Source organism: Haloarcula argentinensis DSM 12282 (assembly GCA_000336895.1).
Taxonomy (GTDB): domain Archaea; phylum Halobacteriota; class Halobacteria; order Halobacteriales; family Haloarculaceae; genus Haloarcula; species Haloarcula argentinensis.
Genome location: AOLX01000025.1, coordinates 22,950 through 47,755, shown reverse-complemented (window position 1 = coordinate 47,755; position 24,806 = coordinate 22,950). Strand labels below are relative to the sequence as shown.

28 protein-coding genes are annotated in these 24,806 nt (G+C 63.9%); 14 read left to right on the top strand and 14 right to left on the bottom strand.

What is annotated here, in order from left to right; genetic code table 11:
* Positions 1–25: 25 nt before the first annotated feature.
* A complete protein-coding gene (locus C443_RS15555) occupies positions 26–2,371 on the bottom strand; it encodes a PAS domain S-box protein (protein WP_005537534.1) in 2,346 nt (781 codons plus the stop codon).
* A 213-nt stretch (positions 2,372–2,584) separates the two neighbouring features.
* Here C443_RS15555 and C443_RS15550 point away from each other — a divergent pair, with 213 nt between their 5' ends.
* Positions 2,585–3,115, top strand: a complete 531-nt coding sequence (locus tag C443_RS15550) for a hypothetical protein (RefSeq protein WP_005537532.1) — start codon at positions 2,585–2,587, stop codon at positions 3,113–3,115.
* A 33-nt stretch (positions 3,116–3,148) separates the two neighbouring features.
* Here C443_RS15550 and C443_RS15545 read toward each other — a convergent pair whose 3' ends face one another.
* Positions 3,149–4,195, bottom strand: coding sequence for a DUF4350 domain-containing protein (locus C443_RS15545; RefSeq protein ID WP_005537530.1), 1,047 nt, complete (start codon positions 4,193–4,195; stop codon positions 3,149–3,151).
* Positions 4,188–5,147, bottom strand: a complete 960-nt coding sequence (locus tag C443_RS15540; RefSeq protein WP_005537529.1) for a S49 family peptidase — start codon at positions 5,145–5,147, stop codon at positions 4,188–4,190. The genes C443_RS15545 and C443_RS15540 overlap by 8 nt, the downstream gene beginning before the upstream one ends.
* Before the next feature lie 126 nt (positions 5,148–5,273).
* Between C443_RS15540 and C443_RS15535 the strand changes: the two genes are divergently transcribed.
* From C443_RS15535 to C443_RS15520, 4 genes are all read left to right on the top strand, one after another.
* Positions 5,274–6,158 carry an aldo/keto reductase gene (locus C443_RS15535; protein ID WP_005537528.1) on the top strand — a complete coding sequence of 295 codons (885 nt, stop codon included), beginning with the start codon at positions 5,274–5,276 and terminating at the stop codon, positions 6,156–6,158.
* 2 nt (positions 6,159–6,160) lie between these two features.
* Positions 6,161–6,883 carry a class I SAM-dependent methyltransferase gene (locus tag C443_RS15530; protein ID WP_005537527.1) on the top strand — a complete coding sequence of 241 codons (723 nt, stop codon included), beginning with the start codon at positions 6,161–6,163 and terminating at the stop codon, positions 6,881–6,883.
* A 111-nt stretch (positions 6,884–6,994) separates the two neighbouring features.
* Complete coding sequence (locus tag C443_RS15525) at positions 6,995–7,321, top strand: cupin domain-containing protein (protein ID WP_005537526.1); 327 nt, start codon at positions 6,995–6,997, stop codon at positions 7,319–7,321.
* 79 nt (positions 7,322–7,400) lie between these two features.
* A complete protein-coding gene (locus C443_RS15520) occupies positions 7,401–8,195 on the top strand; it encodes an HpcH/HpaI aldolase family protein (RefSeq protein WP_005537525.1) in 795 nt (264 codons plus the stop codon).
* 22 nt (positions 8,196–8,217) lie between these two features.
* Here C443_RS15520 and C443_RS15515 read toward each other — a convergent pair whose 3' ends face one another.
* Together C443_RS15515 and C443_RS15510 are read right to left on the bottom strand one after the other, a co-directional pair.
* The gene (locus C443_RS15515) at positions 8,218–9,237 is read right to left on the bottom strand and encodes a transcription initiation factor IIB (protein ID WP_005537524.1); all 1,020 of its coding nucleotides are present in this window, start codon (positions 9,235–9,237) and stop codon (positions 8,218–8,220) included.
* Positions 9,238–9,475: 238 nt separating this feature from the next.
* Positions 9,476–10,261: a helix-turn-helix domain-containing protein gene (locus C443_RS15510; protein WP_004591084.1), complete on the bottom strand. Its 786-nt coding sequence runs from the start codon at positions 10,259–10,261 to the stop codon at positions 9,476–9,478.
* A 95-nt stretch (positions 10,262–10,356) separates the two neighbouring features.
* Between C443_RS15510 and C443_RS15505 the strand changes: the two genes are divergently transcribed.
* Entirely contained in the window at positions 10,357–10,758 is a 402-nt protein-coding gene (locus C443_RS15505; protein ID WP_005537523.1) for a hypothetical protein, read from the top strand.
* Between the two features lie 15 nt (positions 10,759–10,773).
* Here C443_RS15505 and C443_RS15500 read toward each other — a convergent pair whose 3' ends face one another.
* Positions 10,774–11,556, bottom strand: a complete 783-nt coding sequence (locus tag C443_RS15500) for a DUF7537 family lipoprotein (protein ID WP_005537522.1) — start codon at positions 11,554–11,556, stop codon at positions 10,774–10,776.
* A gap of 89 nt (positions 11,557–11,645) precedes the next feature.
* The gene (locus tag C443_RS15495; protein WP_005537521.1) at positions 11,646–12,608 is read right to left on the bottom strand and encodes a C-terminal binding protein; all 963 of its coding nucleotides are present in this window, start codon (positions 12,606–12,608) and stop codon (positions 11,646–11,648) included.
* Positions 12,609–12,772: 164 nt separating this feature from the next.
* Here C443_RS15495 and C443_RS15490 point away from each other — a divergent pair, with 164 nt between their 5' ends.
* The gene (locus tag C443_RS15490; RefSeq protein WP_004591081.1) at positions 12,773–13,045 is read left to right on the top strand and encodes a ubiquitin-like small modifier protein 1; all 273 of its coding nucleotides are present in this window, start codon (positions 12,773–12,775) and stop codon (positions 13,043–13,045) included.
* Positions 13,046–13,070: 25 nt separating this feature from the next.
* On the opposite strand, the gene C443_RS15485 is transcribed toward C443_RS15490, so the two are convergent.
* Positions 13,071–13,472, bottom strand: coding sequence for a MoaD/ThiS family protein (locus tag C443_RS15485; protein WP_005537519.1), 402 nt, complete (start codon positions 13,470–13,472; stop codon positions 13,071–13,073).
* Positions 13,473–13,563: 91 nt separating this feature from the next.
* On the opposite strand from C443_RS15485, the gene C443_RS15480 reads away from it, so the two are divergent.
* From C443_RS15480 to C443_RS15470, 3 genes are all read left to right on the top strand, one after another.
* The gene (locus tag C443_RS15480) at positions 13,564–13,932 is read left to right on the top strand and encodes a hypothetical protein (protein ID WP_005537518.1); all 369 of its coding nucleotides are present in this window, start codon (positions 13,564–13,566) and stop codon (positions 13,930–13,932) included.
* A 108-nt stretch (positions 13,933–14,040) separates the two neighbouring features.
* Positions 14,041–14,295, top strand: a complete 255-nt coding sequence (locus C443_RS15475; protein WP_005537517.1) for a hypothetical protein — start codon at positions 14,041–14,043, stop codon at positions 14,293–14,295.
* 10 nt (positions 14,296–14,305) lie between these two features.
* Complete coding sequence (locus tag C443_RS15470; RefSeq protein ID WP_049944092.1) at positions 14,306–14,674, top strand: hypothetical protein; 369 nt, start codon at positions 14,306–14,308, stop codon at positions 14,672–14,674.
* 14 nt (positions 14,675–14,688) lie between these two features.
* Here C443_RS15470 and C443_RS15465 read toward each other — a convergent pair whose 3' ends face one another.
* Both C443_RS15465 and C443_RS15460 read right to left on the bottom strand, forming a co-directional pair.
* On the bottom strand, positions 14,689–15,054 hold the full coding sequence (locus C443_RS15465; RefSeq protein ID WP_005537514.1) for a hypothetical protein: 366 nt from the start codon (positions 15,052–15,054) through the stop codon (positions 14,689–14,691).
* 36 nt (positions 15,055–15,090) lie between these two features.
* Entirely contained in the window at positions 15,091–17,037 is a 1,947-nt protein-coding gene (locus C443_RS15460; protein WP_005537512.1) for an aldehyde ferredoxin oxidoreductase family protein, read from the bottom strand.
* 258 nt (positions 17,038–17,295) lie between these two features.
* Here C443_RS15460 and C443_RS15455 point away from each other — a divergent pair, with 258 nt between their 5' ends.
* Positions 17,296–17,886 (top strand): 50S ribosomal protein L15e, encoded by a 591-nt coding sequence (locus C443_RS15455; RefSeq protein WP_005537511.1) that lies wholly within the window; start codon positions 17,296–17,298, stop codon positions 17,884–17,886.
* 178 nt (positions 17,887–18,064) lie between these two features.
* Positions 18,065–18,328 carry a hypothetical protein gene (locus C443_RS15450; RefSeq protein WP_005537510.1) on the top strand — a complete coding sequence of 88 codons (264 nt, stop codon included), beginning with the start codon at positions 18,065–18,067 and terminating at the stop codon, positions 18,326–18,328.
* Between the two features lie 22 nt (positions 18,329–18,350).
* Here C443_RS15450 and C443_RS15445 read toward each other — a convergent pair whose 3' ends face one another.
* From C443_RS15445 to C443_RS15430, 4 genes are all read right to left on the bottom strand, one after another.
* On the bottom strand, positions 18,351–19,376 hold the full coding sequence (locus tag C443_RS15445) for a Brp/Blh family beta-carotene 15,15'-dioxygenase (RefSeq protein ID WP_005537509.1): 1,026 nt from the start codon (positions 19,374–19,376) through the stop codon (positions 18,351–18,353).
* On the bottom strand, positions 19,373–20,098 hold the full coding sequence (locus C443_RS15440) for a lycopene cyclase domain-containing protein (protein ID WP_005537508.1): 726 nt from the start codon (positions 20,096–20,098) through the stop codon (positions 19,373–19,375). The genes C443_RS15445 and C443_RS15440 overlap by 4 nt, the downstream gene beginning before the upstream one ends.
* Before the next feature lie 48 nt (positions 20,099–20,146).
* Positions 20,147–21,118: a phytoene/squalene synthase family protein gene (locus C443_RS15435; RefSeq protein ID WP_005537507.1), complete on the bottom strand. Its 972-nt coding sequence runs from the start codon at positions 21,116–21,118 to the stop codon at positions 20,147–20,149.
* Positions 21,119–21,373: 255 nt separating this feature from the next.
* Positions 21,374–22,954 (bottom strand): bacterio-opsin activator domain-containing protein, encoded by a 1,581-nt coding sequence (locus C443_RS15430; protein WP_005537506.1) that lies wholly within the window; start codon positions 22,952–22,954, stop codon positions 21,374–21,376.
* A gap of 128 nt (positions 22,955–23,082) precedes the next feature.
* Here C443_RS15430 and C443_RS15425 point away from each other — a divergent pair, with 128 nt between their 5' ends.
* Positions 23,083–23,367: a DUF7562 family protein gene (locus tag C443_RS15425; RefSeq protein WP_005537505.1), complete on the top strand. Its 285-nt coding sequence runs from the start codon at positions 23,083–23,085 to the stop codon at positions 23,365–23,367.
* Positions 23,368–23,433: 66 nt separating this feature from the next.
* The gene (locus tag C443_RS15420) at positions 23,434–24,804 is read left to right on the top strand and encodes an RNB domain-containing ribonuclease (RefSeq protein WP_005537504.1); all 1,371 of its coding nucleotides are present in this window, start codon (positions 23,434–23,436) and stop codon (positions 24,802–24,804) included.
* The last annotated feature ends 2 nt before the right edge of the window (positions 24,805–24,806 follow it).

The following is a 24,806-nucleotide window of genomic DNA, read 5'->3' as shown; positions in this document are numbered from 1 at the left end:
ACGGCGGCCCGACCCGGACCGCCCGCTACGTGAACTCGACACCGGTGACCTCGAAGCGTGCCCCGCCGTCGGCGCTCTCCGTCACGCCGACTGACCAGCCGTGAGCCTCGGCAATACGGTCGACGATTGCCAGCCCGAACCCGGTGCCGTCGTCGTCAGTCGAGTATCCCGCTTCGAACAGTGTCTCGCGCTCGGTTTCCGAAACGCCGGGGCCGTCGTCGGCGACGTAGAAGCCGTCCTCGGTGGCACCGATAGTGATCGTTACGCCCCCGGTGTTGGCTGTGTCCTCCGGCCTCGTCTGGCTACTCGTAGCGCCGTGGTCCACATCCGTCCGTCCCTGTGAACGTGACTCCGCCGACCCATGCTCTACAGCGCTGTCGACCGCCGACTGACTGCGCGTGGAGCCGTGTTCCACACTGTTCCGGAACAGGTTCTCGAGCAGTTGTAGCAGGCGCGGCCGGTCGGCGGTGATCGTCACGTCCCGCTCGTCGGTGTCGGCAAAGACGAGATTCCCGTCCTCGGCGTCCTGAGAGATCATCTTCCAGGCATCCGTGACCGCGTCACGGAACGAAACTGGCTCGGTCTCCTGAATGTCTCGTCCCTGGCGAGCCAGGAGCAATACGTCGTCGATGATTCGCTCCATCCGATCGAGTGCACTCTCGATCCCCTCTAGATGACTCTCATCATCGGTTGTCCGGGCGAGTTTCAGTCGTCCCTGTGCGACGCTCAGTGGACTGCGAAGGTCGTGACTGACGACGCTGGCAAACTCGGCGAGTCGGTCACGCTCGCGCTGGAGCTCCTGCTCTTGCTCGCGGATATCGGTAATGTCGCTGGCGACGCCGAACACGGCGACCGGTGTATCCGGGTCGGACCGTTCACCCGTGTCGTATATCGGGACTTTCGTCGAGAGGTACTGTTGTGCCCTGCCATTGATAACGACACGTTCCTCGACCTCCAGCGGTTGCCCGGTTTGCAGGACAGCACGGTCGTTTGCCCACGTCGCTTCAGCTGTCTCTTCGGGGAACAGCTCGAAGTCCGTACGGCCGACGATTTCCGCATCAGTGAGTCCGGTCATCTCCCGATAGCCATGGTTAACGAAGAGGTACTCCCCTTCGTCGTCTTTCATGAACATCGGGGTCGTGGTGTTTTCCAGAATCGCCTCGAGTCGGCGCTCTGTTATCCGCAGGTCACGCTCACGCTCCTTTCGCTCGGTGATATCGTGGTGGACGCCAACCATCAGTGTACTGTCGTCATCCTCGATGGGTTGTCCCCGAACGGAGACCCACCGCACGTCGCCATCCGCGTCAATCACCCGGAACTCCCCGTTGTAGATGTCGTCCGTTTCGACTGCCTGTTTTAATTGTTCGCGGACCTCGGCGCGGTCCTCCGGGTGAATCAGGTCGAGCACGGCCGACAGCGTGCCGTCGAACTCTCCCGGTTTGAAGCCCATGAGACGTTCGGGCGTGTCGCCCAACGCGACTTCGTTTGTCTCGTAGTCCCACTCCCAGACACCCGTTTCGCTGGCCTCTAGCGCCAGCTGGAGGCGGCGTTCGGTTTCCTCCAAGTCCTGTTTCCGGTCGCGCTTATCGGTGATGTCGGTCAGCGTACAGACCACGCTTTCGACAGCCCCGTCATCGTCGAACAGCGGCACACCGTTCACCGAGAGTACCTTCTCCGTCCCGTCTGGCCAGTGAATCGTGTGCCGAGCGTCGGAGAGGGGCTGGCCGCTTTCAAGAACCTGCCGAAACGGTAGCTCCGCGTCCGGTATCGGGTTCCCATCGAGGCCCCGAATCTCCCACTCCGGGTCGTTGTAGGCCCGGTCTTTCACCGCCGACTGCGACAGACCGAGAACGTCGACGGCGCGCTGATTGGCGAACACGAACTGGCCGTCGCGGTCGAGTTGCACGACACACGACGGGACAGTCTTGAGGATCTGTTCGAGTCGGTGTCGCCGGCGCTTGGCCTCGGTTGCCGACTGTCTCGCCTCCACCGCATTCTGGACCCGATTAGCCAGTAGTGTGTACTGGTCTGTCCCACCTTCCTTCTGCAGGTAATCGGTGACACCGGCCGAGATAGCGTCGCTCGCGACTTCCTCGCTCCCCTTCCCAGTGAATAGGATGAGCGGGAGGTCGGGGTACTCCTCGCGGACGGCTTCGAGGAACTCAATGCCGTCGCGTCCGGGCATGTCGTAGTCCGACACGATGCAGTCAAACGTTGACGCTTCGAGCCGCTCCAGCGCGTCTTCCGCGCTCGACGCCGTCTCAACCTGGAGTCGATCGTTCTCGCGTTCAAGGAACGCGGCGGCTGTCTCAGCGAAATCCGGCTCGTCGTCGACGTGCAACAACCGGACCGTGTCACTTGTCGATAGCATCGGAGCAGAGGGCTTGCTGCTGTCTCAGTGGTCAGGCCACTTATTATGTTTGGCTGTGTATAACATACGTGGTGTGTGAAAGGTACAGATAGACGGGAGTTTTCCGTCGATTCTCTCAATCATAATGCCTAGTGTGCAGACGTGGCCGACCACGACAGCACAGTCATGCGGGGCTGAATAACACTTTTGCGTGCGCCGGTCCACCCTCTGACAATGCGTCGCATTTACGATTCGGGGGCGCTCCACCGCGACGACGATGAGCCAGGGGCGCCCACCGAGCGTGGAGCGCGGCCACAGGCTGCACGCAGTATCAACGGCAGGGCCTGGAGCGACCGGCTGCTGCCGACATGGCTCCGCTATCGCGCGGTGTCAGTCGATATCGAGGTCCCGCAGACATCGTATCCAGCGGGAACCGAGGTGCCGTTCGTCGTGACGATGCGGAACGCGCTTCCGGTGCCGATAACGCTCCCGACGGACTCGCCGCGGCCGTGGACGTGGTACGTCGATGGAGTGGCCGAGGCGTCCCACGTCGACAGCGTACCCAGTGATGACGGCAGTCTCCGGTTCGACCGCGGCGAGCGAAAGCAGTTCAGACGGCGGTGGGACCGGATGTTCCGGGTCAGCGACGACGAGTGGGAACCCGCGCCGGCCGGGGAGTACACTATCGGAGCGGGGCTAAGTGTGGCCGACGCTGCCGAGTGTGGCCTGTACAGCGAGACGACGGTCAGCATTAGCGATCAGTGAAGCCGCGACCAATGGCAGCCCGAGCAGCCCGGCTCAGGTCCCGCTTGGGGGTGCGGGCGTCGGAGTCGGGCTGGAGGTCGGTTCCGGTGGTGCTTCGGTCGAAGTATCACCGCCGGTTCCGAATCCGGCATCCGTGGTCGCGCCACCGCCCGGATCGGGTGCCTCGCCGTCGAGCAGGAACGAAAGCAGGTTCCCGACGAACACCTCGTTGTCGGCGTCGTATATCTCGGAACTGCTGATGAACGTCGAATCAGTGACAAATACCATGTTGTCGTTGCGAACGACTGTCGCGTACGTGCCGGTGCGGCGCGTCTCCAGTGTCCGTGTACCTTCGGCGGCGGTGAACTTCGTCTCGGCGTCACCGTTCATCACCGCGTAGCCGGCGGTGTCGAACGTAATTGTCTCGACACCGTCGGTCAGTTCACCGTCGTCGCTCGGGGATGCGTAGATAGCCTTGAAGTTGTTGTCGTTGGCTTCGTCGTCGACGTTGTACAGCTGTTCGGCACCCATCCTGACGCCGTAGCGCTCGGTGGCGTTGTTGGCCCCGAAGGACACCGTCGTCGTCGACTGGGTGAAGCCGGTCGAAAGGCGGGTCTGTGTGGGTTCGGCGAGGACGACGACACGCCCGCCGTCCTCCGTGTACTCCTGTAGTGCATCGCGTTCCGCCTGTGAGTAGCTGCCGAGCGGCTGGACGATGAGTACACCATCGTACTGGCCGAGCGAATCGGCAAAGGAGGCGGTGCCGGACGTGCCGTACTCGACGGTGTGGCCCGCCTCGAACACCGCCTCTGTAATCGGTTCGAGTTCGGATTCAGACACCTGATTGCCGTGGCTCGTGTCGACGAGTATGCGCTTGTCGCTCGTGTCGGCGTCGACCGAAATCTCACCCTCTTCGGGGTCGGCGGGTGCGTTGACGGCGTCAGGCTGATACTGTGACGGCGACTGGCCATCGATAGACTGGCCGTCCGGCGGTCCCGACGACCCCGGACTGGCGACTGCGAGAAGGAACGTGCCACCCAGTATCACCACGAGAACGACGATAAACACGGCCAGCGGCTTGACGATACGGCCCTCAGTCATTGCGAATCACCGTTGCATTGTTGTCCTCAGCGGGGATTCCCCAGACGGCGTAGTACTTCACCGGCTCCCGGAACGTCGTCTCACTGTCGTCGGGATGGACGAGATACGTCACGTTGTTCGCACCCTGAACAGTTTCAGCGCCAGCAGGAACGATGATGACGTTGAAATTGGCACCGCCACTGCCCTGATAGGTCACGTCGTACTGGTCGCCTTCGATGTCGTCAGAGAGTGCGGCGGCCCGTTCGATGGCCAGTTCGGTGTCGCCGATCCGGTCGGCGAAACCGTTCTGGGTTGCCTGTGCGCCGAGGTACGTGCCGCCGTTGGCGACTTCCTCGCGGGAGACGGTCAGTTGCTCGCCCCGGTGACGCATGACCGTCCCGACGAACGATCGCTGGAGCACCTCGATGTCCTCACGGAGGCTGTCTTTGCTTATCTGGGCCTTGTCCGGCCCCGACCGGACGAACGTCTCGCCCTGCTTTTCCACCTGCTCGATGAGACTCAGCGGGGCCTGAACGATGACGCCGATACTGCCGACGTTCGAGCTCGGCTTGACGACGATTTCGTCGGCCGGTGTGATGCCGTAGTACCCGCCCGATGCGGCCGTGCCTTCAACGTAGGCGACGACGGGCATTTCACTGGCGGTCCGGTTCACGGCGAGGTAGAACTCCTCGCTCGAGTCGACCGGCCCACCGGGACTGTCGATCCGGAGGACGACCGCCTCGATTGATTCGTTAGTTCGTGCTTCGCGGAGGTCCTGCTTGACAGCGTTGACGTTAGCGTCAGTTGTGCCGCCGCGAAGGGTGACGACGGCGACGCTCGGGTCGTCGTCACCACCGCTTGGCACGCCGTTCCAGATGACCGGCGCGAATATCGCGGCGACGACGAGGGCGAGCGTGACTGCGATCACGTACGACGCCGTCATCGCCGAGAACAGTTGTTCTCTCCCAAACATCTATACATCCCGTTCGGACTGAGGGAGTAATAAACCCCGGCCGGCACACCCCCTCGCAGTCCGGTATCCAGACTGTCTGAGACGGCAGCGACCAACGGTTATTGGTCTCCGGGGCGTTGAGCCGGTATGGAAACCCGAGCACTGGGCGACACTGGACAGGAAAGCACGGTGCTGACGTTCGGCTCGATCGCACTCAACTGGCTCGAACAGGAGGGCGCGAACCAGCTGGTCGAACTCGTGTTGGACCACGGGGTCAATCACTTCGATGTCGCACCGACCTACGGCGACGCGGAGCTGAAACTGGGGCCGAAGCTCCGGCAGTACCGCGACGACATCTTTCTAGGCTGCAAGACCCAGGAGCGCGAGTACGAGGGAGCGGCGCGGAAAATCGACCGGTCGCTGGATCGCCTCGGTATCGACACTATCGACCTCTACCAGATCCACGGCTTGGAGTACGAAGACGAACTGGACACGATCACCGCCGACGGGGGCGCGCTCGACGCGATACGGGAGGCAAAGGACGACGGGAAAATCGACCACATCGGGCTGACGAGCCACGGCAACCCCGAACTCATTCTGGACGCCATCGACCGCATCGACGACCTAGAGACGGTGATGTTCCCGCTGAACCCCGTCGTCGCCGGCAAGGACGGCGACGAGTACGACTACGAGGCCGTGCTGGAACGCTGTGAGGCGGAAGGCATCGGTACGCTGGGCATCAAGGCGTTCGCGAAGGGGTCTTGGCCGTCGACCGACGAACTGGCCGAGGCCGACCGCCCGTACGCGAACTGGTACGAGCCGGTCGACACGCCGGAGGTCATCCGCGAGCGGTTCGACTTCGCCGCCGCCCAGAGCCTCGACACCGTCGTCAGCCCCGGCGACCCGAAGCTCGTTGCGATGGTGCTCGACGCCGCCAGCCGCTCGACGGGGATGGGCGAGGCCCGGCAGCGCGCGCTCATCGAGGAAGCGCGCCACAATGACAGCCCGGTACCCGAGCAACTGCACCACTGACCGTGGACGTTCCGGAGACGGTGACGGCCGCCCTCGCCGACCGGCAGGTCGAGGGGCAGGTCTGTCTCGAAGCCGGGGCCGGCGTCGGGAACGCGACGGCGGGACTGCTGGCCGCGGGCGCAGAGCGGGTGTACGCGGTGACGGACGACGCCGACCACGCCGCGACAGTCCGCGAGCGCGTCGGCGATGGAAACGCCGACCGGCTGGTCGTCCTTGAGGCCGACCTCCGGGCGACGCCGCTTGCGACCGACAGCGTCGACTTCGTCACCGCCCACGGGCTCTGTAACGTCCTGCCACCGGCCGACCTGACACCTATCGCGGCCGAACTGACGCGGGTCGCGAAGCCCGACGGCCACCTCGTCGTCGACGACTACGCAGTGCCACCCGCCGATGCGGCCGTCAACCGACTGTTCGCACTGGAGAACACCGCCGCACGAATGGTTGACGGCCGGCCGGCGCTGACGTTCTACCCGCCCGCCATGCTGGCCGCGGTGTTCGTCGACTACGGCTGGACTGTCGAGCGCAAGAAGACGCTGCTGGACCCGGTTCCCTGGACCGAGGCCCATCTGGATGCCCACGCCGAAGTGGTGCGTGGGTACGCCGCGAGGCTTCCGGATTCGCTCGGAGAGCCACTGACTGCGATGGCTGACGATTTGGTCGCAGCTATCGGCTCCGAGCGAACCGGGACAATGTACAGTCTCGCATTCCGGCTGGCAGATGGGTGAGTCGTGTGAGTGTCTCGTGAGACGAGTCTGAACAGCACACGTACCCAGACAAACAGACATGGACTTTCCCAGCAGCCGAACGGCTAAGGACGCCCCGGCCCACGTGCCGGTATGTCACTCGACAGATTAGCAACGTTCGATGCCGAACCGGCAGCAGGCGAAGTTATCGACGGAGAACTGGCAGTGACCGACGACGTGCTGGTGAAGGCGTTCGCGCTGGGGCCGGACGCGACAATCGACCCGCACGAACATGGGGATGCGACGAACGTGTTCCACGTGGTCCGGGGCGAAGTGACCGTCCAGCAGGAGGATACCGAGGAAGCCATCACCGCACCGGGCGTCGTGCTGAACGAGCGCGGGCAGGCTCACGGCGCGCACAACCACACTGACGAGGTAGCTGTTTTGACTGCGAGCCTCTGCCCGCTACCGGGACAGTAGGCGCGTGACGGTCGGCGGAGCAGTACTGGGTAACTGTTTCCGTACTATGTTTATTGGTATCGCACAGCACAGACCTGATATGGCAGAACCACTGCCGACGAACGGACTCCGCAAAACAGTCGACAGCGGCGGCGTCGCGCTGGGCGTCCTCGATAACGCTTACAGCCCGACGCTGGTCGAGTTCTACGGCGACCTCGGCGTTGATTTCATCTGGCTCGATTTCGAGCACGGCGGGCCTGATCCGTGGGACGCGGCGACCGTCGAGGACCTCCTGCGGGCGGCCGACGGCACGGGAACGGAGCTACTGGTTCGGTTGCCGGATACGTCGCCAACGCTGGTGCGGAAGACGCTGGACCTGGGGGTGAAGAACGTCTTCCTCCCGCGGGTCGAGACCGCCGAGGAAGTCCGGGCGGCCGTCAAGTCGGGGCGGTTCCGATACGACGGCGATCCGGGCGACCGGGGACTGGCCGCGCCCCGAGCGCGTCGCTGGGGTCTGGGTGAGAACTACATCGAGGCCGCGGACGAAGAGACGCTGGTCGGGACCACAATCGAGACGAAGGAGGCCGTCGAGAACATCGACGCGATTCTGGATGTGCCCGATGTGGGCTTCGTGTTCATCGGGCCATTCGACCTCTCGGTGTCGCTGGGTCACCCCGGCGAAATCGAGCACCCGGAGGTACAGGACGCCGTAGAGACAGTCCGCTCGGCGGCGGTCGAGGCGGATGTCACCGTCGGCGGCCTCGGCTTCGGCATGGACGACGTAAACGAGAAGGCAGAATCTGGATATCAGATACTACACGTCGGAAGTACGACCGGCGCGATACAGAGCGCCGTGCGTGGGTGGTTGGAAGATTTCGAGGGACAGCGGAGCTAAGCGGAAACGCAGCGCGCCGTGGTTAGGCGCTCGCGCCGGATTCGGGACCGCTCGTCGCGTCGACGGCGCTGTCGTCGAGTTCCGCCTCGGCTTCCAGCAGTTCGCGGTAGCGCTCGCGGATCGTCACGGTGCTGATGTCAGTGGCCTCGCTGACGGTTTCCTGCGTCATCTCCTCGCCGAGCAGCAGGCCGGCGGCGTAGATGGCCGCGGCGGCGAGGCCGACAGGGCTCTTGCCGCTGTGGACGTTCGCTTCCTTCCCCGCTTCGATGAGGGCGCGGGCCTGGCGTTCGAGGGCGTCGTCGGCGCCGAGTTCAGAGATGAACTTGCTGAGGTATGTCGCGGGGTCCGGCGGGCCGACCTGCAGGGAGAGTTCGCGGTTGAGATAGCGGTACGCGCGGGTGAACTCCATCTCGTCGACACGGCTGACGACGGCCATGTCGTCGAGCGTCTGTGGGAGGTTCGCCTGCCTGATGGCGGCGTATAGCGCGGCGGTCGCCATTCCTTCAATGGAGCGGCCGGGCAGCATCCCCTCGTCGAGGGCACGGCGGTAGATGACGCTGGCCGTCTCGCGGGCGCTCTCGGGGACGCCGAGGGCGCTTCCCATCCGGTCGATCTCGCCCAGCGCCTGCTTGAGGTTGCGCTCGGCGTGGTCGCGGGTTCGGAACCGTTCGTCCCAGGTGCGCAGGCGCTGCATCTTCTCGCGCTGGCGCGTCGACAGGGAGTTACCGTAGGCGTCCTTGTCCTGCCAGCCGATGTTGGTCGAGAGACCCTTGTCGTGTTTCATCTCGGTCGTCGGCGCGCCGACGCGGCGCTTGTTGTCGCGCTCCTGGCTGTCGAAGGCGCGCCACTCCGGCCCGTGGTCGATCTCGTCCTCGTCGACGACGAGGCCGCAGGATTCACAGACCGTCTCGCCGCGACTGTCGTCGGTGACGAGGCTCCCGCCACAGTCCGGGCAGGCGTGGCCGGTACTCGCCTCGGACTCGGCCTGTTCGTCCGCACTTTCATCGCGTTCGTCGGGGGAATAGATGCTGCGTGTCGTCATAGTGTGCCTCTGCGAGCGCGTGGGAACGCCCGCGGTCGTACCCAATTGTAGGGGTGCATCCCCCATGACGACTCGTTTGGCACATGCCGAACTTCGGAGAAGTGGTGACGATATGTCATTTCTGGCATACCACGACGCATGCCTCCCCGCCTGCTGTTACCCCGTTCTGAACTGCGACGCGGCAGTATGCAGGTAGTGCAAGCCGGTCAGGTGATGGTGCCAGAGACAATACCGCCGGTTACACGCCTGAGCGGCCGATACGGAGGCGTCCGCCCTCGGCGACGTCCTCGTCGGCCTGAACCGGCCCCATCGACCGCGTGACGAACGACCGGACGATCCATGCTTCAGCCCGCTGGAGGCGGTACTGGAGCGTCGACCGCGACACGTCGAGGGTCTCTGCGAGTTCGGTGAGCGAGGTGTCCCGAGGCGTCCGGTAGTAGCCGTGTTCGACGGCGGCCTCGACGGCGGCCTGTTGCTCGGGCGGGAGTTCCGCCAGCGTCACGGCCTCGTCGACCCAGTACGAGGGCGAGCTAAGCTGCCGGAATTCGACGGTGAGTCCCTCACGAAGCTCGGATTCCATCTCCTCGAACAGCCCGTCGACGCCGGCGTCGCTGCACAGGAGCAGTCGCCACTCACACCGGCTCCCGCGGCGTTCGGTCTCGACGAGGACGCCGCGGCCGACGTGGTCGATGGCCAGCCGCGGAATCGAGTGGCAGTCGCCGGCTTCCGACCGATAGCTGTACACCGTCCGAACTCCGGGGTCCGAGCCGATGACCTCGTACGTCCAGTCGGTCTTGCAGTTGCGGGTCCCGATGCACTCAGTACATTGGACGGGATCGTCGTACACGTCGTCAAGCTGTTCGAGGGCGGTTTCCGGACCGGCGACGCGTTCGAGCCGCCACATCCCGTCTCGTGTGACGTTGCACGCAATAGTCCGGGAGTGTGTTTCCGGATAGTCGATGAACACGTCCATGACGGGGTCGACGTTCCGCTCGTAGTCGATAGTGAAAATGAACTCTCGCATGTACACCCCATTGCGTGTCGAGTGGCTTATACGCACTGTCTCGTTCGGCGTATGCCAAACAAGCCGTCATTATCCAAGGACGCTTTCGAAAGGATATGTCGTGTTCTGTCTCTCCATCTACTGGCGACGCACCCAGCAGTGCGGCCACTGGCGACACACCGGATGACTCGTCGTCGCGCATTCGCGGATATGAACTACCGACGCACAACTGGCGACACACCGTCGTCTACGGGGTGGTGTTCTGGGCGGTCGTGGCCGCCGCATGGCTCGCCGTCCCGACCGGTCACCCGTTCCAGTTAGGCGTCACGCTGTCCGGACTGTTCGCGGCCCCGCTATTGCCGGTCGCGCTCTGGTGTGATTACCGCCAGGCCAGACGATTCGGGACCTGTGACCCCGGGCTTCGCGCGTACCTCTCGAATCTCGTTCGGGATATCAAGACGGCAGGGGCTGGCCAGAGCGCACTCGGCGACCAGCGTCGTGAATTCCTCAGATGCTGAGGTCGGTCACGTCGCTCACCTGCTCCCGTTCGACTGCTGGGCTCGTGCCTCGTCGAGCCAGTCCGGGTCTAGAACGTCAGTCGACCCGACGCCGGTAATCTCGTAGCGCCACTCAACGGAGACCGTCTCGCCGTCGTCGGTTTCGCCGGTCAACGTCCACGCCGTCTGGCGTGCAAGTCCGTTCGAATCGACCAGTATCACGACAGTGAAATCTGTCACCGTCACGTTTCCGCCGGACCCGAATGCACCAGCACCGATCTGTCGCCAGGTCGAGAGGTCAGAGTACTCATAGCGGTCCACTGTGACGCCATCGAACGTCTCTGTCCCGACCAGTTGGGCGTCGTCGACTGACTCGTAGCTGAGCGTCCCGCGGTCGACGGCTGACTGGAACGAAGTGTCGTCCTGCGGCCTGACCTGATAGAACGCTTCGCCGTCGGTCTCGTACCGCGTGTAGGCCGAGCCGTCGGCGACGAACGTCTCGAAATCGGTTCTGGCCTCCGGCCCGGACATCGTGAACGTCTCCAGCGAGCGATTCGTCCGCAGATCCACCTGATAGGCGTTCGTTATCGTAGCCGTCTCGCCGGCCTCAGTGGTCGAGTACGACCATGTTGCGGTGAAACTGCCCGCGTCTCGCAGGAGGCCGTCCGTCGCCGCGACCGAGAGGTCGTCCCGGTCTGCCGGTGCGGCCCCGCCGTCGTCTGCATCAACCCCGTCGCCCGTCGCCGGACCGCCGCCGCCGAGACAGCCGGCAAGGACGATCAGCGACACCACCAGCACCGTGAGTAACCGCGTTGTCATGTCTGGAGGAAGGCTGTCACAGGAGATAAGCTAGTATGGTTGATACGACTAGCGGGGCCGGCGACCCGGCAGTTACACCTGCAAGGGCGCTACAGCCAGTCCGTTTCCGGATCGATCCGGTTCGGCGGCGTCTCGCCCGCCAATCCGGCCATGACGTTCGCGGCGACGGCGGCGTTCAGGTCGTCGCGGGCTTCCTCGGAGTACCACGCCGCGTGGGGCGTGACAATACAGTTGTCGAGGCCGACCAGCGGGTGGTCAGCCGTCGGCGGTTCCTCGATCAGCACGTCGAGACCGGCGGCCCCAATCGTTCCGTCGTCCAGTGCCGTCCGGAGCGCCGCTTCGTCAATGAGGCCGCCACGGCCGGTGTTGACCAGAATTGCCTGCTCACGCATCGCCGCGAACGCATCGGCGTCTACCATCGCTTCCGTCTCCTCGGTCAGCGGCGCGTGGAGGGAGACGTAGTCAGCACGCTCGTACAGCGCCTCCAGCGTGACTTTCTCGACATCGGCTTCGGCCATCTCCTCGGCGTCGACGTAGGGATCGTAGGCGATCACATCGAGGTCAAAGCCCCGTAGCTGGTCGCGCACTCGCCGTGCGATGGGGCCGAAGGAGACGAGACCTAGCGTCTGGCCACGGACGCGATGTACCGGGCGGGTCCGCTCCCAGCCCCAGCCACCGTCGCGAATGTCGCGGTCGTAGGCCGTGAGCGTCCGGATACAGTCGAGCAGCAGCGTCACCGTGTGAGTAGCGACCTCGTTGGTACAGTACTCGGGGACGTTCGTGACGGTCACGCCGTTGTCTGCCGCCGCGGACACGTCGATGTTGTCGATACCGACGCCCGCTCGGGCGACGATCTTGAGGTCGTCCAGCGCGTTGAATACCGCGGCAGTGACCGGGGTGTTCACGTCCACGACGAGTCCCGCTGCACCGGCGGCGGCATCCCGGAGCGAGTCTTCGTCGCCGGTTTCCGCGACAACGACATCAGCGTCGAGTTCCGCCCGCAGTCGGTCGACATCTATCATCGGGTCATCGCTTGCGACCACACGTTCCATGTGCGGAGTCATGGACTAGGACGCTAAAACGGGTCGAAGTCGTTCCCATCGAATAGGAATTCGAGGTCCATGATAGATGGAATACAACGAATGAACCCGTTGCCCGTTCGAGGTATTCGATCCGAGCGCTGTGATTTAAGCCGCTCGACCGCCAACCCTGCGGTATGCAAATCGAGCTGCGGTTTTTCGCCAATTTCCGGGAAGCCGTCGGGCAGAAAACGGTTCACCGTGAGTACGAAAGCGATCTGCAGGCGGGTGACGTGCTCCGACAGCTCTCAGAGGAATTCACCGAGATGGACCTGTTCGAGGACGGCGACCTGCGGGAGTACCTGACAATCCTCCGGAACGGGACAGACATAACGCATCTCGACGGGCTAGAAACCGCGCTAGAAGACGGGGACGAGCTCAGCGTGTTCCCGCCAGTCGCCGGGGGATAGCGTCCTTGCAGAGTCGATTGCCGAATCAGCAGCAGAAGATGAACGGGAACATCAGCCCAACGCGGTCGCCGGCTTCCAGTTCCGTGTCCAGTCCGTCGAGGTGTTCATTGAACTCGCCGTTGACCGCCACTCGCGCGTAGCATCTGGTCTGCTCGCCTTCGGGGTTTTTCGCCCAGTCGCCCGGCAGGTCCGTCATCTCCGGGGCCCAGCCCTCGGTGGTGGCGTCGGCTTCGGTTTCCGCGATGAGCATATCGCTCACGTCGTATTCCCGGAAGAACGCATCGAGAAAGTCACGTAGCGTGTTCCCTTCGAACGTGTATGTCAGCGACGGTTCGCCGACGACCCGACGAACGTGGCCGGTACACCTGACCTCGACAGTGGTCAGGTCCGGATCCGACGCCTGCCGTTCCAGTGTCTCACTGCTCATATGTGTGCTACACCCCGCTCTTACAAATCAATAAACACGAACATGTTCGCCCATCGCTGGGGTTTATTTGCGCCGAACTCTGTGTGGCGATATGAACAATATCGAACTGGGGATTCCGTCCGGGATTGTCGACTCGCTGCCGCCGGACAGCGAGGACACGAAACGCGACATGGAACAGGCCGTCGGCGGCTGGGAGCGGGAACTCAACGCCGCCCTCAACTCTGCGGAGCCGGCCAGCGCCGTCGTCGACCACATCGAGCAGTTCGAGAACCGGTGGGAGGCCTACGACGAGTACGTCGTCGAACTCCGGGCCTGGGGTCAGTCACCCATCTACGCGATGGCCTGGCGCGATCTCCACGCCGCCGTCATCGCTCAGATTTACGACCACGAGGACTTAGACGAGCGCATCAACCGCGAGCGCAACGCCCGCATCGTCGACGACGGTATCCGGCCGGGATAAGCCGTAGCCGTCCGGAAGCGGCGGCATCCGTTCGGGAGAGCGCGGGTGTGGCAGAACGGCGCAGTGCCGCCGATAGGTTTAGACGACCGCACCCGTAACGACCACACGATGGAGCGTGAACGGAGTTTTCGCGGCATCTCGGTTCGAGCCGCTATCGGATATCTGGAGAACCTCGGCGGCGAGCAACGCGGCGAAGCGACCGTCGAAGGCGACGGCTGGGCGGCGACACTGTCAGAGGAGAAAGTCACCATCGGCCCGAGCCTGCAGCTCAACGAGGTGACGATCGAGTTCGACGGCGACCCTGAGACGCTGGAGCCGCTCATCGAGAAGTTCGCACAGAAAGCGATGCGGGCGGGTGGCTGACCGGGACGCGATGGCTGATTCATCGTACCCGATCGAGGGACAGATCATCCTGCTGGCCGGCACGCGTGCGAGCATTCCACTCGACCAGCTCCCAGAGCTGCTCGAACGGGTCCATACGTATCTTCAGGAGAACCGCGAGACCTATGACAGGGAGTACGAACGGATCGACGGCCCTAAAGAAGCGGATTACGTCTGTGCCGAGTCGGGCCACTGGGACAGTATCGGCACAGAACTCGGACTGAGCGACCGCGAACAGGACGCGGTGCGGCGGGCCCACGCCGCCCAGTTCGAGCGCGACGGGCGGCGGCTGGACAGAAGCGAGGAGTTCGAGACGACGCTGGAGATCAGGGACGTGCTGGCAATCAACTTCGACCCGTAAGGACGTGCTGGCAGTCAGTTCCGCACCGTAATCGTCTCCAGCACGCGCTGGGAGAACGCCGTCTCCGTGAGGTCGCCGTTTTCGAGGTCGTCGATCCACTCGCTGTCGACCGACCACTCGCCGAGTTCGGTGTCTTCGAGGTCCGTCACCGTCGCCTCGATGTCGACCCCCGACCAGTCGTCGGCGTGGAGGTCCCGGAAGACGTTGATGACGCGGCCGATCTCCCGGTGAGGGATGACAGCCGCCTCGTCGGCCGAAATCGACTCGTAGGTGAGCCGATACGTATCGCCCTCGTCAGTGAAGTCGGTGACGTAAACACCGTGGCTGGTCAGTCGGGACTCTACCTGGAATTCGAAGTCGTCGATATCTTCCTTGCGCATTAGAGAACTGAAATGTGTTCGGCGGCCGGGGCTGTCTCAGTCGTCGCTCGGTGCCGCTGCGCCGCCGGAGCTGACGCCGGTACCGGGGCCGATGTCGATTCCCAGATCGTCGAGTTTCTCGTCGGGAACGACGCCGTTCTCCCAGTCACGGACCTCGTAGTACTCGTCTTTCATCTTCGAGAGCTCCGCGAGCTCGCCCTCGGAACCGCCTTGGGCCGGCATCGCGTGCTCGTCGCCCTCGACGAACCGGTTTGGCAGGTCGTCGTCGGACCCGTCGAAGCCGGCGAGGTTGTTGTAGTACCGTTCGAGGTTGTAGATTCGTTCGCCAGCCTCCATCAGTTCCTCCTCGCTCACGTCCAGCCCGGTCATGCCGTTGTACTGCAGGACGTACTCCTCGATGCCCTCTGCGAAGGCGTTGAACTTGCAGATGTCGAAGGAGTCGCTGATGGCGTGCAGGTCCTGGAAGGTGGCACACAGCTCGCCTTTGCCCTCCCACTCTCGTGGGTCGACTTTCTCCGGGATACCGAGAATCTCGGCTGCCGGCGTGTAGCCACGCAGGTGACATGCCCCGCGGTTCGAGGTCGCATAGCCGATTGCCATCCCCTTCATACAGCGCGGGTCGTAGGCGGCCATCGTCTGGCCCTTGACCGCGAGGGAGTTGGTGTGGGCGTCGAACTCCTCGGCGAGGTGGTCCGGCCCCTCGGCGAGATGGTCCGCGAGTTCGGTCTCGCGGTGGGAGATCATCTCGATCATGTCGATCATCGTGTCGGCGTCGCCCCAGTCCAGACCGTCGCCGAGTTCGTCGAGTTTGCCTTCCTCGGTCATCTCCATCGCCATCGCCATGGTGTTGCCAACGTCGATGGTGTCGACGCCGACGTCGTTACACCGTTCGAGCATCACCGCGATCTTGTCGCGTTCGACGTGGCCGGAGTTCGGCCCCAGTGCCCACGCGGACTCGTACTCGTAGGATTCGGTGCGGACGTTCATCTCCTCGCCCTTGTGCATCGCCTGCACCTCGACTTCCTTCTTGCAGGCGACCGGACAGGAGTGACAGGTCGGCTCGTCGACCAGGATGTTCTCCCGGACGTTCTCGCCCGAGACATTCTCCGAATCGATGATGCGCTCGCCGTCGCCCTCGGCCTCCGAGTACGACCGCGTCGAGGAGTACTTGGCGTTCTTCGTCGGAAGGCCGTCCATCTCCTCGGTAAGGTTCATCAGGACGTTGGTCCCGTACATCGAGAGCCCGCCCTCGTTGGGCGCGGTCACGTCGGACTCCTGGATGACCTGCATCGCCTGCTTGTGGCCCTCCTGGAACGTCTCCTGATCCTTCGGTTTGGGCATCCGCGTGCTGGACTTGACGACGACGGCTTTGAGGTTCTTGTTGCCCATCACGCAACCGGTGCCGCCGCGGCCCGACGCGCGGTCGTCCTCGTTGACGATACAGGCGTATTTGACCTCGTTCTCACCGCCCTGGCCGATGGCCATCACGGAGAGGTTCTTGCCCAGCGAGCCGCCCTCGATCTCTTCTTCGAGGTCGTCGATAGTGTCGTGGACGCCCTGGCCCCAGAGATGGGATGCGTCGCGCAGTTCCACCTCGCCGTCTTCGACGAGCGCGTACACCGGCTCGTCGGCCTGGCCTTCGAACAGCAGGCCGTCGAAGCCCGACCACTTCAGCCGCGCGCCCGACCAGCCGCCGTGGTGGGAATCAGTGACCGTCCCCGTCAGCGGCGACTTGGTACAGATGGCGATACGACCGCTCATCGTCACCTGTGTGCCCGTCAGCGGCCCGTTCATGAACGCCAGCAGGTTCTCCGGCCCCAGCGGGTCCACGTCAGGTCCCTGGTCGAAGACGTATTTGACGCCGAGTCCGCGTGCACCGATATACTTTTTCGCGTCTTCCTCGTCGATACCTTCGTAGGCTACGTCCCCGTCTCCGAGGTCGATCCGTGCCACGTGGTCCTGGAAGCCACCAAGGTCTGTCATGGTAATACGTGACTCTCTGGCCGCGAGCAAGTTAACGGTTTGTGTTGCTAAAATACAGATATCTGACGGTTTCAGCGATCACTGGGCCTTCGTGACCGGGTCGCATCCACGAGTCTGGTCCGAACCGCTTAAGAGTCCGAACGGCAAACTCCGGAGTAACTCGCTGGGCGACGGGCACCAGCGGGCACCTGCGTGTGCAGGTCGGGATGTGAGTCGCGAAACGCGACTTGAACCACGCAACGCCCGTGGTGAATACATATGGCACGAAGCGCATATTCGTACATTCGAGATGCCTGGAAGAACCCAGGCGACGGACAGCTCGCAGAACTACAGTGGCAGCGCCAGCAGGAATGGCGCAACGAAGGGGCTGTCGAGCGCATCGAGCGCCCGACCCGCCTCGACAAGGCCCGCTCGCAGGGTTACAAGGCCAAGCAGGGCGTTATTGTCGCCCGCGTCTCCGTCCGCAAGGGCAGCGCACGCAAGCGCCGCCACAAGGCCGGTCGCCGCTCCAAGCGCCAGGGTGTCACGCGCATCACCCGCCGGAAGGACATCCAGCGCGTCGCCGAGGAACGCGCCTCCCGCACCTTCCCGAACCTGCGCGTGCTCAACAGCTACTCCGTCGGTCAGGACGGCCGACAGAAGTGGCACGAAATCATCCTCATCGACCCGAACCACCCGGCCATCCAGAACGACGACGACCTGTCGTGGATCTGTGCCGACGATCAGGCCGACCGCGTCTTCCGCGGTCTGACCGGTGCCGGCCGCCGCAACCGCGGCCTCAGCGGCAAGGGCAAGGGGAGCGAGAAGACCCGCCCGTCGCTGCGCAGCAACCGCGGCAAGGGCAAGTAACGCCGACGTAGCGGTTCTATCCGATATTTTGCGGCTGGAAGCTCATCCCGAAGAGTGGTGGGTCCGGCAGGACTTGACAGCTCAGCCACGGACCGAGAAAAGAAACACCTCTATCCGTGTCACCGACTCTTTCCTGTCGGAGCAGAACACTCTTGTCACAGCAGTATCACCCGGACGTATGGATGCGGCGCGACTCCACCACCTCTCGTTACTGCTTATCGGCATCTCGCTGGGTGTTAATGGGTACGTCACTACCCGGGCAAACGGTGTTAGCGTTGTCGCTGGAGCGGCCGCAGCAGTCGGTGGAGCACTCCTAGCTGTCGTGAGCGTCTACAGCCTCGTGACCGGCGCAGAGTCGGACGTGGAAACACGGGTCGCGATGCTCAGTGCGTTGGGCGCGGTACTCGCGGTTTCCGGAACGCTACTCGTGCTTTTCGCGTGACTTCGGCGAAGTCGTTGGGAGGCTACATCCAGACGCCCTGTTCGCGGTCCATGATACTGACCACGACGACATGAGGCAGCGTGACGACGGCGATGAACACCAGATACAGCGCGACCCACTCCGGCACGGACTCCGGCGGATTTGGGACAAGGAAATATAGCCCGCCGAGCAGGGCAAGCGAGGCGGCGGTCAGCGGGGCGGCATCGCGGGCGAACCGCGCCAGCGCCGCCGCTGTGTCGCGGTTTGCGAGCGCGGCAGTGGCATCATCGTCGACCAGAAGCAGGCGGGCGACGTGGCGCAACGAGTGCCACAGACAGAAGTACACCCCGATGGCGAGCACCGGCGGAACGAGGGCGAAGTACGCGAGCAAGCCCAGCGTCTCACCGGCGTCGAGCAGCCACGGCCGGCGGGCGTCGGCGCGGGCGAACCCGACAGCTAGCGTCGCCACGACGAGCACGCCGTAGGCGAGGGCGAGCGCGGTTCGCACGTCGGTCCGGAACGCCCAGCCGATAGCGGCCGCGGCGTCGGGGGCGAACAGCGAAACGAGGTCCGTCGCGACGCGGCGGTACCACTCCGGGATCGCGAGCAACGGGACCAGCATCGGCAGGCCGCCCCGGACGAGGACGGTTCCGATTCGCTGAGGAAGTGACTGGAGGTGGTCAGCGTCAGCCAGTGCACGCAGTGCGTACAGGTCGCCCTGCCCCCAGTGGAACCACGTCACCGCGATGAACAGGACGAAGGCCGCCGCGGGTGCGAGGAACCAGGCGACAGCGTAAGCTCCGCCAACGACGCCGTAGAGCGCGAACACGCGGGCGATAGCCCGCCAGTCCGGGTGCTTGCCGCGGGTGCGCGCGACCGCGAGGTGGTCGACCGCGCCGTGAGGGAGGCCGAGCAGGACGGCACTGACGACCAGCGGGACGTACTGGAGCGCGGGCGGTATCGAGACCCCGGCGAGGAATGGAGCGACGACGGCGAGGCTGGCGATCCAGCCGGGAGCCAGTGCGACCCGGTAGCGAACCGACGGCTCGACGATAGTGCGGTGACTCACTCCCATCTGTCCAGAAGCCAGATGTAAAGCACGACCCCCTGTACGACGAACAGCGTCGTCAGCAGGAAGAAGACCGCCTCTTCAATCGGCAGGTCGAGCAGGGGAACCGCGTACCCGGTCGTGTACTGTTTCGAGAGGGTCCAGACGCCGAGTCGGATGGCGACGCTGTCGATACCACAGAGATATGCCGTTGGAACCAGCGTCGCGCCGCTGACTACTCGCCACTCGCCGACGAGAAACTGCCAGCCGAACACCCACTGAATAGCGAGAATCGGCCCGCTCCAGACCAGCAGCGACCCGAGGTACAGTCCCGAATCGGAGCGCAGGAGCGCGAGACCGGACAGAACGACGACGAGCGCGGCGGCGAACCCGACGAGCCGCGTTCGTCCCGGCGTGGTCAGTGGGCGCTCCGTATCCACCTGAAACCGGGCCACCCACAGCCCAACCATCACGGTCTGCAGGATGAAAAAGAGGTACTCGCCGAGGGGAATTGACCAGAACCGTGCCAGCACGGTGCCGTCGCCGTACCACCAGACGCCGCGTCGGATGAGCGCGCCGTCCCACGGCGTCGTGTAGACGAGAGCCAGTCCTGCGAGTATTGCTGTCCCTGTGAGTACGTCCCGGCGGCTCCCGAGGCGGTAGGTGGCTGTCAGTGCCAATCCGGCCACGACCGGCACCACGAACAGGGCGTGGAACTGGAGATACGTGAGCGTGGGCAACATTAGTTCAGGTACAACAGGAAGTCAAAAACGATGCCCGGTGCGTGGCTGTCATCCACGCCACGTGGGCTGCCCGTGGCTGTGAGTGTCTGTTGGCGTCTCGCCGGGGCCACGCTCGGAGACAGCGCTCACGGTGTAAAACGTCGCTTCGGGGTCGCCGTTGCGCCGCCAGTGCCACCACGTGCGGGCGAGGAGCCACAGCCGGCGGCGACGAGTGAGGTCCGGCGTCTCGGTCAACACGTCGTAGCCGCGGTCACGAATGAGTCGGTGGTGGTCAGCGTACAGGACTGCGGCCAGCAACACACCGAACTGGCAGTCTTCCGGCAGGTATCGGATGCCGGCGACGCCCTCGCGGTACAGTTCGTCGGTCCGGGCCAGTTCCTCCTGCATCACGGCGCGGAAGGCGTCGTCGACCTCGGCGTCAGCCAGTTGCTCCTCGGTGACGCCGTGGCGGTCGAGCGTCTCCTGTGGGAGATACACCCGGCCGTAGTCGTGGATGTCCTCGCGAACGTCCCGCAGGAAGTTCGATAGCTGGAACGCTTCGGCCAGTGCCGTCGCGTGGGGCAGGGCCTCCTCCTTCTGTGGCGGGTCCATCACCTCGGTCATCATGTGGCCGACGGCGACGGCAGAACCGCCCATGTACTCACGGAGGTCCTCGAACGTCTCGTAGCGGGCCTGTGCGATGTCCATCTCCATCGCGTCGATGAAGACGTTGATCGTCTCCTCGGAGATGTCGTGACGCTCGGCCAGGTCCTGAAACGCCGCCATGACTGCCTCGTGGTCGGTCTCGGCCGGGTCGATGTTCCCGAGCGCGGCCTCGCGAATCACCTCCAATTGCTCGTGCTGGACAGTCGGCGGCGGCCCGTCCGTCTGGTCGACGACCTCGTCCGCAACCCGGAAGAACGCGTACATGACGTATGTCGGGTGGCGGATACGCTCCGGAAGCAGACGCGTCGCGAGGTGAAACGTCCGTCCGGTTTCCTGCTGTATCGATTTGCTGGTTTGGATGTTATCGGAGTGCATTGAAAGCTATCGGGCAGTCATTGGCGGACGATGCGTCGCGCGCTTGTCGGTAGGCTGTGCGTAATGGTCCGGTCGGCCCGTGGTTGCACCGCTATCACGGGGCGGCGTGTCCTGTCCGTTCGCTGACGACAGATAGGACACTGGTTCGGTATCACTACATGTATATACGGTTGTTATCGGGATAAGCGGACTACCAAACTGCTTCGGGGATCGCGCAAGGAATCCGCCGTCAGGAGAGGAGTTCAGAGGCACGGGTTACCAGTTTTCGAACACTTCTTCCAGTAGCTTTCGTTCACCGGCACGGAGGTGCTGGTGGAACGTCGACGGGCAGATGTCCATCGACTCGGCCAGTTGCTCGCCGGACACGTCGCGTGGCCAGTCGAAGAAGCCGCCGAGAAACCCCTTCCGGAGCGCCGTTAGCTGGCGGTTGGTCAACCGCTCCTCGACGTTTGCGACAAACGCCTGCCGGGAGGCTGGCGGTTCGTCCCGTTCTCGTACGGAGAGCAGTTCTGTCTCCGGATACTGGTTTCGGACCTGTTCGACCACGCTTCGGGTCTCCATCGATGCCGGGAGTGTGACGGTGACTGTCGCCTTCCCCGGTTCGACCAGAATGTCGCCCGTCTGGGCTCCGCGGTCGGCGACGACCGAGACAATCGGTGGGTCCGAGACGGTAAACTCGAACAGCGCCGACGAGTCCGCCGTCGAGACGTGTGAGACGCCAGATACCTGCGGGTGGTCGGCGGCCACGGCACAGACTGCCGAGGGGTCGTCCGTCTCGACGAGGAAGAACATCACCGTTTCCTCACCGTCGGGGACGCTCCCGCCGTACTCCATCGAGCAGCCGAGTTCGCTCGCTACGTCGATGTAGAAAACCTCTGAGTCAGTGACCTGCAGTTCGAGTTCGGTGACGTTGTCGGCGGTCAGCAGCCGGCTGGTCTCGCGGGCGTCGATAGCCGCCGCGGTCGCCCGGCCGATGGTCCCCAGCACGGCCTGTTCGCGGGGGTCGAACACGTCGTCACTGTCGGCGTAGACGGTGAGCACGCCGTACAGCGACTCGCCGGAGACGAGCGGGACTGCCGCGACCGACGCGACATCGGAGTCGGCGAGTCGGCTGTGTTGCTCGTCGATATCGCCGGTCACGACCTGCATCTCCTCGGTTCGGGCCGCCTCCGCAACCGGATCGTCAGCGTCCAGCGGGATGGATAACGTCGTCGGGTAGTCCGCGGAGAGCGCTGTCGACGACAGCGTCTCGTCGCGCAGATCGAGTTCGGACACCCAGGCGAACTGGTAGGAATCGACTTCGGCCAGCCGGTCACAGACGGTCTGCTGGATGGCCTCGCGCGAATCGACGGTCAGTACGTCGCCCATCACCGCTTTCAGGAGGCCGTCGACCCGATCGACGAGCTGTTTCAAGTTCTGGCGTTCGGCTTTGAGCTCCTCACTCCGTCGCTCAGCCGCCAGTTCGGCGAGCTTCCGCTGGGTGATGTCGATGTGTGCAACGACCGCACTCCCGGCCTCGTCGTCGGGCAACGGTGCGACCCGCATCAGAAACCACTGCTTCTCCTCCGGAGAGTGACACGGGTACTCCATCGTGAACAGTTCCTGCTCACCGTCGATGACAGACTCGATGCCGCCGAGCGCCTGCCCGGCGTACTCGTCTGCATCGACATCAGTCGTCGCGAAGTAGTTCGTCCCCTCCATCTCCCCGTCCTCGTCGCCCGCGAACTCCCGCCAGGCGCGGTTGGTGAACAGGATCGTCCCCTCGTCGTCGAGGACAGCGATATTGATGGGTAGCGTGTCCAACGTCGAGTGAGCGAGTGTCTCTGGTGGCTTCATTCAGTGTCCCTGGCTCCGAATAGCCGATACCCTGTGTAATGGCGGCGGGTGAATAAACGTGTGGCCCGGAACGGGGAACTGTTGCCCGTGCGGAAAACTCTAAGCACTGTCAGTCGCAATTGGTTCGTATGTTCGGGCCCCGGAGCTCCCGGGCGGAGTCGGTCACCTGTATCGCGTGTGGAGAGTCTGTCTCGCGGTCCGAGGCTCGCGAGTACGACAAACACGGCGACCGGTGGGACCGCCGGAACAAGACGTTCGAACACCTCTGTAAAGCCTGTTTTGCCGAGCTGTGCCAGCAACCGCGGGACGGACTCGAAACGACGCTCGATGCCGCCGGAGCCGGCAAGACCGATCAAGAGACGTTCCTGAAACGGTTCCGGGAACTCTCCGAGGGCGACACTCACAGGGAGTGAGACGCGGGAGTCACGGCCCAGTCCCACCCCGACAGCCCTAACTACGCCCTGTTCGTACCGGGTGACATGACTACAGAGGACGCGCAGGCGGCCGCCGGGACCGCCGAAGGGCAAGGCCCCGTCGAGATCGACCCGGAAATGGCACGCCATCTGGAGAACAAGCGCGAGGAACTGTTCGAGAAGTTCGGCATCCCCGACGAGTTCCCACCGGAGGTACTGGAGGAGGCCAAGGAGCGCACACAGGACGTGCAGGCCGAAATCGAGGACGAGGTCGACGAACGCGAAGACCTCCGGGAGATGACGACCTGGACGACCGACCCTATCGACGCACAGGACTTCGATGACGCCATCTCCATCGAGGAGCGCGAGGACGAGATCGTTCTCTGGGTCCACATCGCCGACGTGACCCACTACGTCAACCCCGACACGAAGATGTGGGAGCAGGCCGTTGAGCGAGGGAACACCGTCTACCTTCCGGCGTACACCGTCCACATGCTGCCGCCCGTCCTCGCCGAGACTGTCTGTTCACTGGTCCCCAACGAGGACCGTCTGGCACACACTGTCGAAATGCATCTCGACAAGGAGAACCTCGGCTACGAGGAGATCAACATCTACAAGTCCGTCATCCGCTCGGACGCCCGGCTGACCTACACCGAGGCCGAGCGCCTGCTGGACGAGCCGGAGACCGCGGAGGACGTGCTGGAAGACCAGAGCGTCGACCTCGCGGAGAAAACCGAGCGCGTCTGGGAACTGGCCGACCGGATGCACGAGCAGCGCAAGGAAGAAGGCTCGCTCGTCCTCAACCCCGCCCGCGACCGCGCCCACACCATCATCGAGGAATGCATGCTGAAGGCCAACAAGGCCGTCACGCACGAGCTGATGTGGAACCGCGGTGTTGAGGCGATGTACCGCGTCCACCCGCAGCCGAGCCCCGACGAGTGGGACGAGGCGCTGGTCGAGATTCAGGAACTCGACGGCGTCTCCATCCCCGGCGACGCCTGGGACGACCCGCGGAAGGCCGTCAACGCCACGCTCGAACAGGCCCCCGGTCGCCAGCTCGATAAGATCCAGTGGGCCGTGATGAAGGTGATGCCCCGCGCGAAGTACATGAACGACCCCTTCGGCGGCCACCACGCCCTGAACTTCGAGATCTACGGCCACTTCACCTCGCCGATTCGCCGGCTCTCCGATCTGATCAACCACTGGATTGTCTACAGTAACGACGTGCCCGAGGACCTCATCGCACTGTGTGACCGCGCCAGCGACCGCCAGAAGGACGCCGAGCAGTGCGAGCGCGAGTACAAGAACTTCCTACAGGAGGTCGGGCTCGATCCGTCGGCAATCAACAACCGCGGCATCGAGGTCGTCGAAAATCCTGATGACGAAGACGACACGGACGCCGATGCTGATGCCGCCGACGCAACGGTCGAGGAGTAACG